The organism is Aeromonas hydrophila subsp. hydrophila ATCC 7966, assembly GCF_000014805.1.
Lineage (GTDB): Bacteria > Pseudomonadota > Gammaproteobacteria > Enterobacterales > Aeromonadaceae > Aeromonas > Aeromonas hydrophila.
The window spans coordinates 4563632-4579641 of record NC_008570.1 but is presented as its reverse complement, the minus strand read 5'-3'; the positions used below and the strand labels follow the sequence as shown (position 1 = coordinate 4579641).

The following is a 16010-nucleotide window of genomic DNA, read 5'->3' as shown; positions in this document are numbered from 1 at the left end:
GGCCACCGCTCGGTGGCCCAGGGTGGAGTCTGATCCTGACTCCGGCACTTTAGATTGTGGCAATCTCTGGTTGGGTTCTGTCTATGGTGCCCTCCTTGCGCGCCAGGCGCCTGTTAGATATGCCAGTGCTGATGCCGCAATGCCTTGAAGCCGTGCTGAGGTTGCAAGGCCGCGTGCTTGGGGTACTCACTAATGAAATGTTCGATTCCCTCCATCAGTTGTTCACGTAATGAAGACACGGGCTCATGCCAGGCTTGCAGGCATAGATGGCCGGGGATCAGCTGCTCCTGATAATCTTCCAGCAGCTGTTCTGGCCAGGGCTCAATACCGGAATTGCGTTGCAGCAAATAGTGGGCGGCGGGTTCACGGGCATAGATGAACTGAATTTGGGCCAGATCGCGTTGGCTTAGCGTTTGACTGTTGATATGACAAGTCAGGTATTTTCCCGTCTTCAGGTCCAAGAAGTGACCGCGTTGCCGACAGGCTATGATGCGATACCAAGGCAGGGGCGAACAGAGAGAGTATCCCTCAAGCTCCTGTTCCAGCCAGTGGCGACACTCGGGTGTCTGCACCTCGTCGAGCATGGACTCGAGCTGCCTCAACAAGGCTCTGGATGGTTTGGTGGCCAGTTTCGCACTCATCGCCTGCAATCCTCCCTCTGCACACAATCCCGACTTTCAGTATGAACCTGGTGGCGACAGAGGGGGTAAGGTTTCTAATGATTAAAATCAGATTAGCAGCGTGGTTTTTATGCAATAGGCTGGCTCAGCCCACCAGATAGGTGCCGGTACCGAAGGCGATATGAGTCCCTTCTTCGTTGTGCAGTTCCATGCGGGCAACCGCGACCTTGCTGCCGGCCCGGATGATGTGGGCGGTGGCGATGAACTCGTTGCCGCGCCCCGGCCGCAGGTAGTCCACCCGCAGATCGATGGTGCCGAGGCGGGAGAAGCGCTCCTTGAGGTAGCTGGGGGAGAAGTCTTCCAGCTCGTCGATGCAGGAGGCAGCGACTATCATGCCGCCGGCCACATCGAGCAGAGTGGCGGTGACGCCGCCGTGCAGGATGTTGTGGAAGGGGTTGCCGATCAGCTTTTCCTCCATCTTGATGCGCAGCTCGACCTTGTCGAAGTCGTAGTGCGTCACCTGCATGCCGATCAACTTGTTGAACGGCATCCTCTCGGCGAACAGGTTGGCAATGCCACTGAGCGCCATCTTCTTGAGCATCTGTTTCATTCCTTGAGTCCGATCCCTGGCAGTACGACCGAGTAAAAACTCCAGCCAGTCTGCAACACTTCCTTAACAGTCGCAATGGCAGGTTTATTGTGGGCGGCGGCTGCTTTAGAATGGCGACCCCAAAGGAGAGCCCATGACCGCCATTGCCGAAACCCTGCCTGACCCCCAGCCAGAGAATCCGCTTGCCCTGCTGCAGGCGGTGTTCGGCTATCAGCAATTCCGGCCGGGCCAGCTCGAAATCATCGAGCAGATAGTGGCGGGGCGCGATGCGCTGGTGCTCAAGCCCACCGGTGGCGGCAAGTCGCTCTGCTACCAGATCCCGGCGCTGCTGCGGCCCGGGCTCGGGGTGGTGGTCTCTCCCCTCATTTCGCTGATGAAGGATCAGGTGGACAGCCTGCGCGCCAACGGCGTGGCGGCGGTCTACATCAACTCGGCCCTGAGCCGGGAGGAGATGATCCAGAACTTCGCCGCCATGCGGCGCGGCGAGATAAAAATCGTCTATGTCTCCCCCGAACGCCTGCTGCAGCACGAGTTCATGGATCGGCTGGCGGAGCTGCCGCTCGGTCTGTTTGCCATCGACGAGGCACACTGTGTCTCCCAGTGGGGGCACGATTTTCGACCGGAATACGCGGCGCTGGGCCGGCTCAAGCAGTGGTTCCCGCAGGTGCCGGTGGTGGCGCTCACCGCCACCGCCGACGAGGCGACCCGCAGCGACATGCTGCATCGGCTGGAACTCCACGACCCCTTTATCCACACCGCCAGCTTTGACAGACCCAATATCCGCTACAGCCTGGTGGAGAAGTTCAAGGCGGCGGAGCAGCTGCTGCGCTACGTGCAGAGTCAGAAGGGCAACTGCGGCATCGTCTACTGCTCCAGCCGCAATCGGGTGGAGGAGGTGGCCGAGCGGCTCTCCCGCCACGGCTGCAAGGCGGCGCCCTATCACGCCGGCCTGCCGCTCGAGCTGCGCCAGCGCACTCAGGAGTCCTTCCTCAAGGACGACATCGAGATAGTGGTGGCGACGGTGGCGTTCGGCATGGGCATCGACAAGCCCAACGTGCGCTTCGTGGTGCACTACGACATTCCGAAGAACATCGAATCCTACTATCAGGAGACCGGCCGGGCTGGCCGTGACGGCACCCCGGCCGAGGCGCTGTTGCTGTACGATCCCGCCGACATCGGCCGGGTGCGCCGGCTGCTCGACAACATCGAAAACCCCCAGCAGTTGCAGGTGGAGCAGTACAAGCTCAACGTGATGGCGGCCTTCGCCGAGGCGCAGACCTGCCGCCGGCAGGTGCTGCTCAACTACTTCGGCGAGTACAACGACAAGCCGTGCGGCAACTGCGACATCTGCCTCGACCCCCCCCAGAGCTATGACGGCACCGAAGATGCCCAGAAGGCGCTCTCCTGTGTCTGGCGGGTGGGGCAGAACTTCGGGGTGGGTTATGTGGTGGAGGTGCTGCGCGGGTCGCTGAACCAGCGCATCAAGGATCACGGCCACGACAAGCTGTCGACCTACGGCATCGGCAAGGATCAGAGCCACGAGTACTGGATGAGCGTCATCCGCCAGCTGATCCACAAGGGATTGCTGACCCAGAACATCACCCGCAATCTGGTGCTGCAGTTGACCGAGGCAGCCCGTCCCGTGCTGCGCGGCGAGGTGAAGCTGGATCTGGCGGTGCCGCGCCTGCAGCCCATCTCCAGCCGCAAGGAGAAGCGCAACGGCCTGCTCGACAACGCCAACTACGACAAGCGGCTGTTCAAGGAACTGCGCGCCCTGCGCAAGCAGATCGCCGAGGATGAAGAGGTGCCGCCCTACGTGGTGTTCAACGACGCCACCCTGGTAGAGATGGCGCAGCTGATGCCGATGACCGAAGCGGAAATGCTGGCGGTTAACGGCGTGGGTCACCGTAAGCTGGAACGCTTCGGCGAAGCCTTTATGGACCTGATCATCGACTACTGCCGTCGATAAAAGGTTGGTGAAGTCGCGCCGGGCGGGTGCGTCGCCAACGGGCGGCACCTGTCTGCCGGGCGCGCCGGTTATTTGAGGCTGGCGTAATAGGCCGCCAGGTTCTCTATGTCCGCATCGGTGAGCGGCGCCATGAAGGGCACCATCAAAGGCTCCTTGCGGCTGCCATCCTTGAAGGCCTTCAGCTGTTTCACCAGATAGGCGGCGTTTTGCCCAGCCAGATGGGGATAGTTGGGAATAAGAGCCTTGCCTTCAGCCCCGTGACAGGCGGCGCAGACGGCGGCTTTGACCTTGCCGGCCTCGACATCGGCCGCCTGGGCCGGCCCCCACAACAACAGCAACAGGGGCAGGGCGCCCAACCATCTTTGCATCTTCTTCTCCTTGAAATGAAATAGCGCATCGTCCGTTAGCCAGTGCTGGCCGACGGCGGTATAAAGAGTGACACGAGCATACGCAGGGACGAACCGCACCACCATGAAGCTGATCAACACTTTTGCCACCGAACTGCCCTGGGCCTGTGAGCCCGTCGCACCCCAGCCACTGCATGCCCCCGCCCTGCTGCACCTCAACTGTGCGCTGCTCGGCGAGCTGGGGCTGGTGGCGGTGAGCGAGGCCGACTGGCTGGCCTGCTGTGGCCATGGGCAGCCCTTGCCCGGCATGCAGCCGGTAGCCCAGGTCTATGCGGGCCACCAGTTCGGCGGCTACAGCCCGCGTCTTGGCGATGGCCGCGCCCTGCTGCTGGGGGAGCAGCAGGCGCCGGATGGCAGCCGCTGGGACCTGCACCTGAAAGGGGCGGGTAAGACCCCCTTCTCCCGTTTCGGCGATGGCCGCGCTGTGCTCCGTTCCAGCATTCGCGAGTATTTGGCCTCCGAGGCGCTGCATGCCCTCGGCATCCCCACCACCCGGGCACTGGTGCTGGTGGGCAGCCAGGAGCCGGTCTACCGCGAGCAGGTGGAGACAGGCGCGACCGTGCTGCGTACCGCCCCGAGTCATCTGCGCTTCGGCCACGTCGAGTATTTCGCCTGGAGCGGGCAGGGGGAGCGGATCCCGGCCCTTATCGACTATCTGCTGCGCCACCATTTCCCCGAGCTGGCCGATGGTGCCGAGCTGTTTGCCGAAGTGGTGCGCCGCACCGCGCGGCTCATCGCCAAGTGGCAGGCGGCAGGCTTCTGCCACGGGGTGATGAACACCGACAACATGTCGCTGCTCGGGCTGACGCTGGATTACGGTCCCTACGGCTTCATCGATGCCTATGTGCCGGACTTTGTCTGCAACCACTCGGATCCGGGCGGTCGCTATGCGCTGGATCAGCAGCCGGCAGTCGGTTACTGGAATTTGCAAAAGCTGGCACAGGCGCTGGCCGGCCATGTGGATGGCGACGCGCTGGCAGAGGCCCTGGCCCAGTACGAACACCAGTTGATGCTGCACTACTCCGAGCTGATGCGCGCCAAACTGGGGCTGGCGGTGTGGGAAGAGGACGATCCGGTGCTGTTCCGCGAGTTGTTCCAGCTGCTGGCGGCGCACGGGGTGGATTACCACCTATTTCTGCGCCGTCTCGGTGAGGTGACGCGAGAGGGGGCGTGGCCCGCCAGCCTGCTGGCCCTGCTGCCGGAGCCTGCCGCCTGGCAAGGGTGGCTTGAGGCCTATCGGGCGCGCCTGGCCCGGGAAGGGAGCGAGGATGGCGTACGCAAGGGGCTGATGGATGCGGTCAACCCCAAGTATGTGCTGCGCAACGCGCTGGCCCAGCGGGTGATCGAGGCTGCCGAGCAGGGTGACATGGCGCCGTTCGAGCGGCTGTTTACGGCTTTGCAGCACCCCTATGATGAGCAACCCGAATACGAGGAACTCGCTACTCCGCAACCGGCATGGTATTGCGGTGGCGAGCTCTCTTGCAGCAGTTGAGGAACCACAGATGAACTGGCGTATCGCGCAGACAGACAGGGACGCCGAGGTGGTGATGCTGGTGAACCCCGCGCTCGACTGGGACAGTTTTCCGACCCTGGCCGAGGCTCTGTTGCAGGAGTGGGAGCTGGTGGCACTCGAGCGGGAGTGTAGCGCCGATCGTCACAGCTGGCTGCTGGAGTTCGAGGGGAGCCGCTTTCGGCTCGAGTACGAACACTACAGCGGCTGCTGGTTGGCGGTGGAGCAGCCGGCCGATGCCGAGGTGTTGCTCTGGCTGGCCCGTCAGCATCAAGGGTGAGGATGGTACGGCAGCCTTAGCAACCGCATAAAGATTGAACTATCAGTGTGGGGGCGTATAATCTCGCCCCTCAATTATCGCCAATGGTGGCGGTATGGGTTCCCTAACCCCATTAACCAAAAAGGTCACAATATGAATCTGACCCCTGCTCAGCACCAGACGGCGCTGGTGCGCCTCTCGTTGTTCCACATCCTGATCATTGCCAGCAGCAACTACCTGGTGCAGCTGCCGATCACCATTTTCGGTTTCCACACTACCTGGGGTGCCTTCAGCTTCCCGTTCATCTTTCTGGCCACCGACCTGACGGTGCGGATCTTCGGTGCCGGTCTGGCGCGCAAGATCATCCAGACCGTGATGTTGCCGGCGCTGGCCATCTCCTATGCCCTGTCGGTACTGTTCTTCGAGGGCAGCTTCCAGGGCGTCGGCAACCTGGCCGAATTCAACCTGTTTGTTGCCCGGATTGCGTTGGCCAGCTTTATGGCCTATCTGGTGGGCCAGTTCATGGACGTAGTGGTGTTCAACCGGCTGCGGTTGTTGAAAGCTTGGTGGGTGGCACCGGCTGCCTCCACCCTGTTCGGCAACCTGGTGGACACCATCGCTTTCTTTACCATCGCCTTCTGGCGCAGCACGGATCCCTTCATGGCCGAGCACTGGGTCGAGATTGCCACCGTGGACTACGTGTTCAAGCTGCTGATAAGCCTGGGATTGTTTGTGCCGCTCTACGGCGTGCTGCTGCGTTATCTCAGCCGCAAGCTGGTGGGCGAGGCCGGATTGGCCGGCCTGCAAACGGCCACGCGACAAGCCTGACGAGATTGACCACCCCAGGGGTGGTCAATTTTTTTGCATTTTTGGCAAATAAGGGTTGCCAAGTTAAATGAGAATGATTATTGTTACCTTGTTTTCCGGGAAAGACTTCATTCGTTCCAACGTGATGGACTTCTTGTGAAGGCACGACATTGCTCACATTGCTTCCAGTTAAGGGGCCAGTTTTTACTGGCCCTCTTTTTTGCGTGTTTTCGGCCAGCGACGGGCATAAAAAATGGGAGCTTTGGCTCCCATTTTCACTCTGCTCTGCTTACTCGATGTCGAGTGCATCGGGGGAGAGGATCACCCCTGTGGTATCGGCGTAGAGGTGGTCGTCCGGCAGGAAGGTGACGCCGCCGAAGTTGACCGGCAGATCGGTCTCGCCCACGTCCTTGCTGTCGGCACCCACCGGAATGGCTGCCAGCGCCTGAATGCCGATATCCAAGTCTTCCAGAATGTCGACCTCGCGCACGCAGCCGTAGCAGACGATCCCTTCCCACTCGTTTTCGGCCGCCGTGGTGGCGATCTCGCTGTCGATCAGGGCGCGGCGCATGGAGCCACCGCCATCGATCAGCAACACCCGACCGACGCCGTTCTCTTTGACGAGTTCACGGATCAGGCCGTTTGATTCGAAGCATTTGACTGTGGTGATGACGCCGCCGAACGAGGCGCGGCCGCCGAAGGAGCAGAGCATGGGTTCGAGCACATCCACCATGTCCTGATAGATATCGCACAGTTCTGAAGTGTTGTATTCCATTGTGTCAAATCCACCGCTGGAAACAGGTGGGATCCAGTATAAGGAGTGGGACCGGCATTTCAATGAATATTCCTTGAACAACAACGGGGATAACGTTTTCCGCATAAGCTCAATGCAGTCCATCCCGTGCTTGTGAGAGGTTCATCGTGCTGATCCGTCATAAATTGATCCTGAATACCGCGCTGGTCGCCGTTGCCATGCTGGTATTGAGCGGCCTGTTTCTCTACTCCAACCAGGTGAGTCGTCATCTGACCGAGGCCCAGCGCAACGTGGACGGGCTCGAGATCGCCATGCTCAACCTGCGACGGGCCGAGAAGGATTTCCTGATCCGCAAGGATCCGGCCTTCGTGACCCGCTTCAACGAGGTGCTAGCCAATTTTCACCAGCTCAACCAGACCCTGGGTCAGGATGACAACCTCAGCGCTGTGCAGGGCGAGCTGACCCGGCTGGATCAGCAGATGGGGGCCTATGGCAAGGCCTTCAACGATCTGGTGGCCCAGCAGCAGATCATCGGGCTGGGGCCGGAAGACGGCCTCTACGGTCGTTTGAGAACGGCGGTGCATCAGGTGGAAGAGGGGCTCAAGCAGCTGGATGAGCAGGGGCTGCTCATCACCATGTTGCAGCTGCGGCGGGCGGAGAAAGACTTCATGCTGCGCTCCGACATCCAGTATCTGGAGCGCTTCCAGACCCTGCACAAGGACTTCCAGCAGCGATTGGCAACCTTGCCGGAGGCTGATCGCGGCAAGCTGGAGCAGGCCAGCGAGCAGTACCGGCAGGACTTTGTCGCGCTGGTGCAGGGTATGCAAGTGCTGGGACTGAGTGAAGAGGAGGGGCTGCGCAATGAGATGCGGGGGCTGGTGCATCAGACCGAGCAGGGCTTTACCGCCGTCGGCAAGCACATCGCCGACGAGCTGGTACGGCAGACCTCGCGCCTCAATACCCTGATGCTGGTCTGCGGCGGCATCATCATAGTGCTGATCGGCATCATGAGCATGCTGCTGGGGCGCAGCATTGACCGCCCCATCTCGCGGGTGAACGACACCGTCAACCGCATCCGGCAAGACAACGACCTGCGCCTCAAGATAGAGCTGCAGGGGGCGGACGAGATGGCGCAGCTGGCAGGCAATCTGGACGTGATGCTGGGGGGCTTTCGCCACCTCATCGGCGACGTGAAGCAGAGCGTGCACACCCTGACCGAGGCGGCGGATCACCTCTCCGGCAACGTGCGCCGCACCAGTGAGGGGGCCGCTCGCCAGCTGCAGGAGACCGACATGGTGGCGACCGCCTCCACCGAGATGGGCTCCACCATAGAGGAGATCGCCCGCAACACCGAGCAGGCCGCCAACAATGCCCAGACCACCAACAACAAGGCGATGGAGGGGCGCAGTGCGGTGGAGAACACCGTCAGCCAGATCCGCTCGCTGGCCGACAATCTGGAAAACTCCTCCCGCGAAGTGGCGCAGTTGCAGCAGGAGAGCGAAACCATAGGCTCCGTGCTGGACGTGATCCGCGGCATCGCCGAGCAGACCAACCTGCTGGCCCTCAACGCAGCCATCGAGGCGGCGCGGGCGGGGGATCAGGGGCGCGGTTTTGCGGTGGTGGCGGACGAGGTGCGCAGCCTCGCCATCCGCACCCAGAAGTCGACCCAGGAGATCGCTGGCATCATCAGCTCGCTGCAGAAGCAGACCGGCAACATAGTGGGCATGATGGCGACCTGCCGCGAGCAGGGCAACAGCAGCTCGGAGCAAGCCAGCATGGCGGGCGAACTGCTGGAGCAGATCACCCAGGACGTCACCCACATCATGGACATGAGCACCCAGATTGCCGCCGCCATCGAACAGCAGAGCCTGGTTGCCAACGAGGTGAACCGCAACGTCAACAACATCCGCGACATTGCCCAGGAGTCGAGCCTGATGGCGGAGGAGAACGCCAAGTCGAGTCACGGTCTGACCGAGCAGGCCAAGTTGCTCAACCAAGCGGTGGCCAAATACCGGGTGTAGCGGCCGCGCCGAATGAACAAGGGAGCCATAAAGGCTCCCTTTCTATTGCCAAGCGGATCAAAGCAGGAACAGGGTGGCCAGCCCCAGGAAGATGAAGAAACCGCCGGTGTCGGTGATGGCGGTGATCATCACGCTGGCCCCCACCGCCGGGTCGCGGCCCAGCCGGCTCATGGTCATGGGGATGATGACCCCCATCAGCGCCGCCACCAGCAGGTTGAGCATCATGGCGAGCGTCATCACCGCGCCCAGCGCCGCGTCCTGATAGAGGATGTAGGTGGCCACCCCCATGGTGCCGCCCCACACCAGGCCGTTGATCAGGGCCACCCCCAGCTCGCGCCACAGCAGGAAGGAGACGTTGCCGGTCTGGATATGCTGCAGCGCCAGTGCCCGCACTATCATGGTGATGGTCTGGTTGCCGGTGTTGCCGCCGATGCCGGCGACGATGGGCATCAGCGCCGCCAGTGCCACCAGCTGGGAGATGGTGTGTTCGAACAGACCGATTACCCGCGATGCCACGAAGGCGGTGCAGAGGTTGATGGCGAGCCAGGCCCAGCGGGTCTTGACCGCCTTGGAGACGGGCGCGAACACGTCCTCCTCTTCACTGATCCCCCCCATCCGGCGCAGGTCGGTGTCGCTCTCCTCATAGACCAGATCCACCACCTCGGCGACGGTGAGCCGGCCCATCAGCTTGCCGCGGCCGTCGATGACGGCGGCGGAGACCAGGTCGTCCCGCTCGAAGGTACGGGCGGCGGCTTCATCGTTGTCTTCCGGATCGAAGGTGACCGGATCCTTCTCCATCACGTCGCGCACCAGGGTCTCGGGTCTGTGCAGCAGCACTGTGGTGAGCGGCAGCTCCCCCTGCAGCCGGTTGCGCCGGTCGGTGACGAACAGCTTGTCGGTGTTGGCGGGGATCTTGCCGCGCAGGCGCAGGTAGCGCTGCACCGTGGCCAGGCTCACCTCGGCTCGCACCGTGATGAGCTCGAAGTCCATCATGGCGCCGACCGTGTGCTTGCCGTAGCGGATCACCTCCCGCACCCGGTCGCGCTGGGCCGGGGCCATGGAGGTGAGCAGCCGCCCCATCAGGTTGCGGGGCAGGTATTGGCCCAGATAGATCTGATCGTCGATGTCGAGGGTGCGCAGGGCGTGCAGCAGCTCCTTGTCGCTCATGCCGCTGATCAGGCTGTCCCACACCGTCTCCGACGCCTCCACCAGGATCTGGCCGTGCTTCTCCTCGTCCACCTGCTGCCACAGCACGTGACGCTCGTCCGGCGGCAGGGATTCCAGTGCATCGGCGATATCGGCGGCGGGCAGGCTGTTGACCAGCCGGGTGAGCTCGCTGGTCTGATCCCGCAGGGTGGCATCCTGCACCCCTTGCGGGTCGAGCAGGCTGTCGGTGAGGGCATCATCGGCCAGCAGCAGGGTGAGAATGCGCGATCTGTCTTGTTCACGCTGTTTGGCGCTGTTCTTGGCGGGGAGGGACATGAAGCAGAATTCCTGAATTCGGTGGTCCGGCTGACACACCCCATAGGATACCAGACTCAAAACAAGAGGTTATGACAGTAAATGCAGAAAAAGAAACGCCACCCGAGGGTGGCGTTGGAATGGATATCGCGATCAGGCCGAGGCCAGGGCCGCGTCTGCGGCGCCTCCTTGCCCGAACCAGGCAAGCTGGTCCGCCAGGGTTACCACGGATCCCACCATGATGAGGGCCGGACTCTCGACGCCCAGCGCCAGCTCGGGCAACTGAGCGAGGGTGCCGCGAATGACCCGCTGGCTTGGCTGGGTGCCACGCTCGATCAGCGCCACCGGGGTGTCGCCCGCCTTGCCGTGGGTCAGCAGCTGCTCGCGGATGGTGGTACAGGAGGAGAGCCCCATGTAGAACACCAGGGTCTGTTTGTCTTTGGCCAGCAGCGGCCAGTCGAGATCCTGGGCCCCACCCTTGCCGTGGGCGGTGACGAAGCGCACGCTCTGGGCGTGATCGCGGTGGGTCAGCGGAATGCCGGCGTAGGCGGCGCAGCCGCTGGCCGCGGTGATCCCCGGCACCACCTGAAAACCGATGCCGCTGCCCACCAGCGTCTCCAGCTCCTCGCCGCCACGGCCGAAGATGAAGGGGTCACCCCCCTTCAGCCGCACCACCCGCTGGCCTTTCTTCGCTTCGTCCAGCAAGAGCTGGTTGATCCCCTCCTGCGGCACGCAGTGATTGCCCGCCTGCTTGCCGACGAAGATACGCCTGGCGTCGCGGCGCACCAGCGCCATCACCTCGTCGGAGACCAGGCGGTCATAGACCACCACGTCCGCCTGCTGCATCTGGCGCAGGGCGTGCAGGGTGAGCAGGCCCGGATCGCCGGGGCCTGCTCCCACCAGTACCACCTCGCCACCGCTCTGGCTTTCGTCGGCAAACAGGCTGTCGGCCAGCTGATTGGCAGAGGCGCTATCGCCCCGTGCTAGCGCCTGCCCGAGCCGATCCGCCCCGAGTAGCCGTTCCCAGAAGCGGCGCCGCTCGCCCATGCTGGCGAAGCGGGCCTTGACCCGCTCCCGCAGGCTGCCGGCGAAGGCCGCAACGGCGCCCAGATGCTGGGGCAGCAGGGCTTCGAGTTTTTCCCGCAGCAAGCGGGCCAGCACCGGGGCCTTGCCGCCGGAGGAGATGGCCACCATCAGCGGCGAGCGGTCGATGATCGACGGCATGATGAAGCTGGAGCGTTTCGGGTCATCCACCACGTTGGCGAAGATCCGCGCCTGATTGGCGCTCTGGTAGACCAGCGCGTTCACCTCGCGCCGATCGGTGGCGGCCACCACCAGCCACTTGCCCGTCAGTTGCTGCGGCGCGAATTCACCGGCCAGCCACTCGATGCTGCCGTTGGCAGCCAGTTCCGCCAGCTCGGGGTCGAGCTCGGGCGCGACCACGGTGAGCTGAGCACCGGCATCCAGCAGCAGACGCGCCTTGCGCTCCGCTACCTCGCCGCCGCCGACCAGCAGCACGGGTTTGTTGTCGAGTCGGCAAAAGATGGGCAAGTAGTCCATGGGGCCTCCTGATCAGGCGGTTTGGGTCTGGCTGGCAGTGGTGGTGGTCTCGCTCACCGCGACCGGGCGCTCAGCCTTGGGGGTGGCATACCAGTAGCCGAGGCCCATGAAGAGGGCGCCGGAGACGGTGTTGCCCAGGGTCACCCACAGCAGGTTGTGGCCGATGCCACCCAGGGTGTAGGCCTCGGAATGGGCACCGAACCAGGAGAGGGCGAACAGGGTCATGTTGGCGACCGAGTGCTCGTAGCCGGAGGCGATAAAGGCCAGCAGGCACCACCAGATGGCGATGAACTTGGCGGCACCCTCGGTGCGCAGCGCCATCCAGATGGCGAGGCAGACCAGCCAGTTGCACAGCACGCCCTTCATGAACAGGGTCAGCGCCGGTGCCTGGGTCTTGGCCAGCGCCACCTTGTGCGCCAGGCTGCCTGCGTCCGGCAGCAGGCTGCCGCCGTAGGAGTAGATCAGCGCCACCGCGATGGAGCCGAGCAGATTGCCGGCCCAGGTCTGGGGCAGGATGCGCAGCAGATCCCCCATGGAAATCTTGCCGGTCTTCACCCCGAAGGTGAGGAACATGGTGTGGCCGGTGAACAGCTCGGAGCCGGCGATGATGACCAGGGTCAGGGCGATGCCGAAGGTGGCCCCCATCACCAGTGGACGGATGCTCGGATCCACCAGGTTGCCCAGGGTGAAGATGAGGATGATGCCAAGGCCCACATAGGCCCCCGCCATGGCGGAGCTGAGCCAGAAGCCGAGCTTGTCGCTGCGCTCGAAGCGATTGATGCGGGCCGCGTTGGCGGCGCACTTGTTGATGGTTTCTGTATACATCTTTGTTTCCTTCAAGAGGGCCGCCCGCGGGCAGCCCTGATATGCATGGTGTTAGACGGTGACCCAGACTTGTTGGTCGCGCACTTCGACCGGGTAGCTCTGGACAGACATGGCTGCATTTTCGAGGCAGTGGCCGTCGCGCAGACGGAAGTGCTGCTTCTTGAGCGGGCTGGCGACCCAGAGCTCACCTTCGTGTTCACCTACGATGCCACGCGACAGCACGTTGGCGGCGAAGAAGGGATCCCGGTTGTCGATGGCGAACACCTCGGCCGCCGCGCTCGGGCGGAACAGGGCGATCTGGCGCCCCTCGAGCAGAGCACAGACGCCGGTGCCAGGGAGTATGTCGTTGAGTTGGCAGGCTAATTTCATGATTGAACCTCCACATCGAGCGAAACAGGCATATTCTGGCGTCCCTTGAGCAGAGCGCAGACGCCGGTGCCAGGCAGGATGTCGTTGAGTTGGCAGGCTAATTTCATCATTTGGTCTCCACCTCGATCTGGTAGACGGGGATGCGCTCGGCCGGGGTGGCCGGTCGGTGCTGGTCGCGCTCGCTGACGAACTGGACGTCCGGGTCGCGCTTGTCGCTGTTGATGAAGTGGCTAAAGCGCTTGAGCGCTTCCTCTTCGTTGAGGGTACGCGACCATTCGCACTCGTAGCTGTCGATAAGGGTCTGGATATCGCGCTCCAGGGTGTCGGCCAGCCCCAGCTTGTCGTCGACGATCACTTCGCGCAGGTAGTCGATGCCCCCTTCCAGATTGCCGAGCCAGACCGAGGTGCGCTGCAGTTTGTCGGCGCTGGTAACGTAAAACATCATAAAGCGGTCTATCAACCGGACTAACGTCTCGCGGTCGAGGTCAGACGCCAGCAGGTCGGCGTGGCGCGGCTTCATGCCGCCGTTGCCGCCTACATAGAGGTTCCAGCCCGCGTCGGTGGCGATGATGCCGACGTCCTTGCCCTGCGCTTCCGCACATTCGCGGGTACAGCCGGAGACACCGAACTTCATCTTGTGGGGGGTGCGAATGCCCTTGTAGCGGTTCTCGAGGAAGACCCCGAGGCCGACGCTGTCCTGCACGCCGAAGCGGCACCAGGTGCTGCCGACGCAGGTCTTGGCCATGCGCAGCGCCTTGGCATAGGCCTGACCTGTCTCGAAGCCCGCCGCCAGCAGCTTGCGCCAGATGGCGGGCAGATCATCCTTCTGGGCCCCGAACAGGCCGATGCGCTGGGCGCCGGTGATCTTGGTGTAGAGCTTGTAGTCGCGGGCCACTTCGGCCACCGCCAGCAGCCCTGCCGGGGTCACTTCGCCGCCGGCCATGCGCGGGATGACGGAGTAGCTGCCGTCCTTTTGCATGTTGCCGAGGAAGATGTCGTTGGTGTCCTGCAGCTGGGTATTGAGCGGGCTCAGCACATAGTCGTTCCAGCAGGAGGCGAGGATGGAGCCGACGGTCGGTTTGCACACCTCGCAGCCATGGCCGTGGCCGTGCTTGGCCAGCAGCTCGTCGAAGCTCTTGATCCCCTCCACCTTGACCAGATGGAACAGCTCCTGACGGGAGTAGGGGAAGTGGCCGCAAAGGTGGTTGTTGACCTCGATGCCCTGTTTCACCAGCTCGGCGTTGAGCACCTGGCTGATGAGCGGCACGCAGCCGCCACAGCCGGTACCGGCCTTGGTGTGCTGCTTGATGGCGGCCAGCGTGGTGTGACCCTCGGCCACTGCCTTGGCGATGTCGCCCTTGGAGACGTCGAAGCAGGAGCAGATCTGGGCGCTCTCCGGCAGGGCATCCACCCCCAGGGTCGGTTTGGCACCGGCGTAGGCAGGCAGGATCAGGGTATCCGGGTGGCTCGGCAGCGGCAGGGCGTTGAGCATCATCTGCAGCAGGTTGCCGTAATCTTCCACGTCACCCACCAGCACGGCGCCGAGCAGGCGACTGTTGTCTTCGCTCACCACGATCTTCTTGTAGACACCGGCCTGGTCGTCCTGGAACACATAGCTGTGGCTGCCAGGGGTGCGGCCGTGGGCATCACCGATGGAGCCGACGGAGACGCCGAGCAGCTTGAGCTTGGCGCTCATGTCCGCCCCCTCGAAGCGGCTGTCGCCGCCGAGCAGATGGTCGACGGTGATCTGGGCCATCTTGTAGCCCGGTGCCACCAGCCCGAAGAAGCGGCCCTGCCAGGCGGCGCACTCGCCGATGGCGTAGATGTCGGGGTCGGAGGTGAGGCAGTGATCGTCGATCAGCACGCCGCCACGGTCGGCAATGGTCAGCTCACAGTAACGGCCCAGGGTATCCTGCGGGCGGATGCCGGTGGAGAAGACCACCACGTCCACTTCAAGCGTGCTGCCGTCGGCGAAGGCGAGGCGGTGCTGGGCGTCGCGGCCGCCGTGCATCAGGATCTCGCTGGTGCTCTTGCTGGTGTGCACCTGCACGCCCATGGATTCAATCTTGCGGCGCAGCAGCTGGCCACCCTGACCATCGAGCTGCTCGGCCATCAGCACCGGAGCAAACTCCACCACGTGGGTCTCGAGACCCAGTGCCTTGAGGGCACCGGCGGCTTCGAGGCCAAGCAGGCCGCCCCCGATCACCACCCCGCTCTTGCCACTCTTGGCGGCGCTGCGGATGGCTTTCAGATCCTCGATGGTGCGATAGACGAAGCACTCGTGGTGCTGGCTGCCCTGGATGGGTGGCACCCAGGGGTAGGAACCGGTGGCCAGCACCAGCTTGTCGTACTCGACCACAGTGCCCTTGTTGGAGTGCACTTCGCGGTTGGCCCTGTCGATTTTTTTCACCGCTTCGCCGAGCAGCAGGCGGATGCCGTGCTTGTCGTAGAAACCGGGTTTGACGAGGGAGAGATCTTCGCTGGTGTGATGGGAGAAGTAGGAGGAGAGATGGACGCGATCGTAGGCGGGACGGGGTTCTGCACCGAAGACGGTGATCTCGTAGCGGCCCGGGTCGGCCCGCTCGATCAGCTCTTCGATGAAGCGGTGCCCCACCATGCCGTTGCCCACAACGACCAGTCTGACTTTGCTCATAGTTGCCTCAAGTTTGGAGTAATAAAACATCATTCTGAGGCTAGGCTACCCAGTCGGCAGGGGCAGACGATTGATGCAAATCAAGTGTCTATTTATATATCCCCTCAGGGGTAATTCCTGATAATTCAAAGATATACATAAATAGGTATACCAGTGGCGCAATTGGTGGCGGAATGCGGATCGGG

14 protein-coding genes are annotated in these 16010 nt (G+C 62.9%); 5 read left to right on the top strand and 9 right to left on the bottom strand.

Annotated elements, in window-relative coordinates; genetic code table 11:
- Positions 1 to 113: 113 nt before the first annotated feature.
- Both AHA_RS20865 and AHA_RS20860 read right to left on the bottom strand, forming a co-directional pair.
- Positions 114 to 641 carry an AbiTii domain-containing protein gene (locus tag AHA_RS20865; RefSeq protein ID WP_011707791.1) on the bottom strand — a complete coding sequence of 176 codons (528 nt, stop codon included), beginning with the start codon at positions 639 to 641 and terminating at the stop codon, positions 114 to 116.
- 124 nt (positions 642 to 765) lie between these two features.
- Entirely contained in the window at positions 766 to 1230 is a 465-nt protein-coding gene (locus tag AHA_RS20860) for a thioesterase family protein (RefSeq protein WP_164927768.1), read from the bottom strand.
- Positions 1231 to 1363: 133 nt separating this feature from the next.
- Between AHA_RS20860 and recQ the strand changes: the two genes are divergently transcribed.
- Positions 1364 to 3199 carry an ATP-dependent DNA helicase RecQ gene (recQ, locus tag AHA_RS20855; RefSeq protein ID WP_011707789.1) on the top strand — a complete coding sequence of 612 codons (1836 nt, stop codon included), beginning with the start codon at positions 1364 to 1366 and terminating at the stop codon, positions 3197 to 3199.
- A gap of 68 nt (positions 3200 to 3267) precedes the next feature.
- Here recQ and AHA_RS20850 read toward each other — a convergent pair whose 3' ends face one another.
- The gene (locus AHA_RS20850) at positions 3268 to 3567 is read right to left on the bottom strand and encodes a c-type cytochrome (RefSeq protein ID WP_011707788.1); all 300 of its coding nucleotides are present in this window, start codon (positions 3565 to 3567) and stop codon (positions 3268 to 3270) included.
- 103 nt (positions 3568 to 3670) lie between these two features.
- Here AHA_RS20850 and AHA_RS20845 point away from each other — a divergent pair, with 103 nt between their 5' ends.
- The 3 genes from AHA_RS20845 (at position 3671) to AHA_RS20835 (ending at position 6203) form a co-directional block, all read left to right on the top strand.
- Entirely contained in the window at positions 3671 to 5098 is a 1428-nt protein-coding gene (locus tag AHA_RS20845) for a protein adenylyltransferase SelO (RefSeq protein WP_011707787.1), read from the top strand.
- A 10-nt stretch (positions 5099 to 5108) separates the two neighbouring features.
- Positions 5109 to 5396: a DUF3630 family protein gene (locus AHA_RS20840; RefSeq protein ID WP_164927767.1), complete on the top strand. Its 288-nt coding sequence runs from the start codon at positions 5109 to 5111 to the stop codon at positions 5394 to 5396.
- A 132-nt stretch (positions 5397 to 5528) separates the two neighbouring features.
- A complete protein-coding gene (locus AHA_RS20835) occupies positions 5529 to 6203 on the top strand; it encodes a 7-cyano-7-deazaguanine/7-aminomethyl-7-deazaguanine transporter (protein ID WP_011707785.1) in 675 nt (224 codons plus the stop codon).
- A 268-nt stretch (positions 6204 to 6471) separates the two neighbouring features.
- On the opposite strand, the gene rraA is transcribed toward AHA_RS20835, so the two are convergent.
- Positions 6472 to 6957 carry a ribonuclease E activity regulator RraA gene (rraA, locus tag AHA_RS20830; protein WP_005306574.1) on the bottom strand — a complete coding sequence of 162 codons (486 nt, stop codon included), beginning with the start codon at positions 6955 to 6957 and terminating at the stop codon, positions 6472 to 6474.
- Positions 6958 to 7103: 146 nt separating this feature from the next.
- On the opposite strand from rraA, the gene AHA_RS20825 reads away from it, so the two are divergent.
- Entirely contained in the window at positions 7104 to 8957 is a 1854-nt protein-coding gene (locus tag AHA_RS20825; protein WP_011707784.1) for a methyl-accepting chemotaxis protein, read from the top strand.
- A gap of 57 nt (positions 8958 to 9014) precedes the next feature.
- On the opposite strand, the gene mgtE is transcribed toward AHA_RS20825, so the two are convergent.
- The 5 genes from mgtE to nirB form a co-directional block, all read right to left on the bottom strand.
- Positions 9015 to 10439, bottom strand: coding sequence for a magnesium transporter (gene mgtE, locus AHA_RS20820; protein WP_039213006.1), 1425 nt, complete (start codon positions 10437 to 10439; stop codon positions 9015 to 9017).
- A 132-nt stretch (positions 10440 to 10571) separates the two neighbouring features.
- Positions 10572 to 11978 carry a siroheme synthase CysG gene (gene cysG / locus AHA_RS20815; RefSeq protein WP_011707782.1) on the bottom strand — a complete coding sequence of 469 codons (1407 nt, stop codon included), beginning with the start codon at positions 11976 to 11978 and terminating at the stop codon, positions 10572 to 10574.
- Positions 11979 to 11990: 12 nt separating this feature from the next.
- Positions 11991 to 12803 (bottom strand): nitrite transporter NirC, encoded by an 813-nt coding sequence (gene nirC / locus AHA_RS20810; RefSeq protein ID WP_011707781.1) that lies wholly within the window; start codon positions 12801 to 12803, stop codon positions 11991 to 11993.
- A 51-nt stretch (positions 12804 to 12854) separates the two neighbouring features.
- Entirely contained in the window at positions 12855 to 13172 is a 318-nt protein-coding gene (gene nirD, locus AHA_RS20805) for a nitrite reductase small subunit NirD (RefSeq protein ID WP_011707780.1), read from the bottom strand.
- 106 nt (positions 13173 to 13278) lie between these two features.
- Positions 13279 to 15825 (bottom strand): nitrite reductase large subunit NirB, encoded by a 2547-nt coding sequence (gene nirB, locus AHA_RS20800; protein ID WP_164927766.1) that lies wholly within the window; start codon positions 15823 to 15825, stop codon positions 13279 to 13281.
- Positions 15826 to 16010 lie beyond the last annotated feature (185 nt).

Excerpts from the sequence above, each read along its gene's own strand:
- nirB (WP_164927766.1), bottom strand. The coding sequence starts at position 15,825 with ATGAGCAAAGTCAGACTGGTCGTTGTGGGCAACGGCATGGTGGGGCAC.
- AHA_RS20840 (WP_164927767.1), top strand. The coding sequence starts at position 5,109 with ATGAACTGGCGTATCGCGCAGACAGACAGGGACGCCGAGGTGGTGATG.
- nirC (WP_011707781.1), bottom strand. The coding sequence starts at position 12,803 with ATGTATACAGAAACCATCAACAAGTGCGCCGCCAACGCGGCCCGCATC.
- AHA_RS20835 (WP_011707785.1), top strand. The coding sequence starts at position 5,529 with ATGAATCTGACCCCTGCTCAGCACCAGACGGCGCTGGTGCGCCTCTCG.
- nirD (WP_011707780.1), bottom strand. The coding sequence starts at position 13,172 with ATGAAATTAGCCTGCCAACTCAACGACATACTCCCTGGCACCGGCGTC.
- AHA_RS20865 (WP_011707791.1), bottom strand. The coding sequence starts at position 641 with ATGAGTGCGAAACTGGCCACCAAACCATCCAGAGCCTTGTTGAGGCAG.
- cysG (WP_011707782.1), bottom strand. The coding sequence starts at position 11,978 with ATGGACTACTTGCCCATCTTTTGCCGACTCGACAACAAACCCGTGCTG.
- AHA_RS20860 (WP_164927768.1), bottom strand. The coding sequence starts at position 1,230 with ATGAAACAGATGCTCAAGAAGATGGCGCTCAGTGGCATTGCCAACCTG.
- mgtE (WP_039213006.1), bottom strand. The coding sequence starts at position 10,439 with ATGTCCCTCCCCGCCAAGAACAGCGCCAAACAGCGTGAACAAGACAGA.
- recQ (WP_011707789.1), top strand. The coding sequence starts at position 1,364 with ATGACCGCCATTGCCGAAACCCTGCCTGACCCCCAGCCAGAGAATCCG.
- rraA (WP_005306574.1), bottom strand. The coding sequence starts at position 6,957 with ATGGAATACAACACTTCAGAACTGTGCGATATCTATCAGGACATGGTG.
- AHA_RS20845 (WP_011707787.1), top strand. The coding sequence starts at position 3,671 with ATGAAGCTGATCAACACTTTTGCCACCGAACTGCCCTGGGCCTGTGAG.
- AHA_RS20850 (WP_011707788.1), bottom strand. The coding sequence starts at position 3,567 with ATGCAAAGATGGTTGGGCGCCCTGCCCCTGTTGCTGTTGTTGTGGGGG.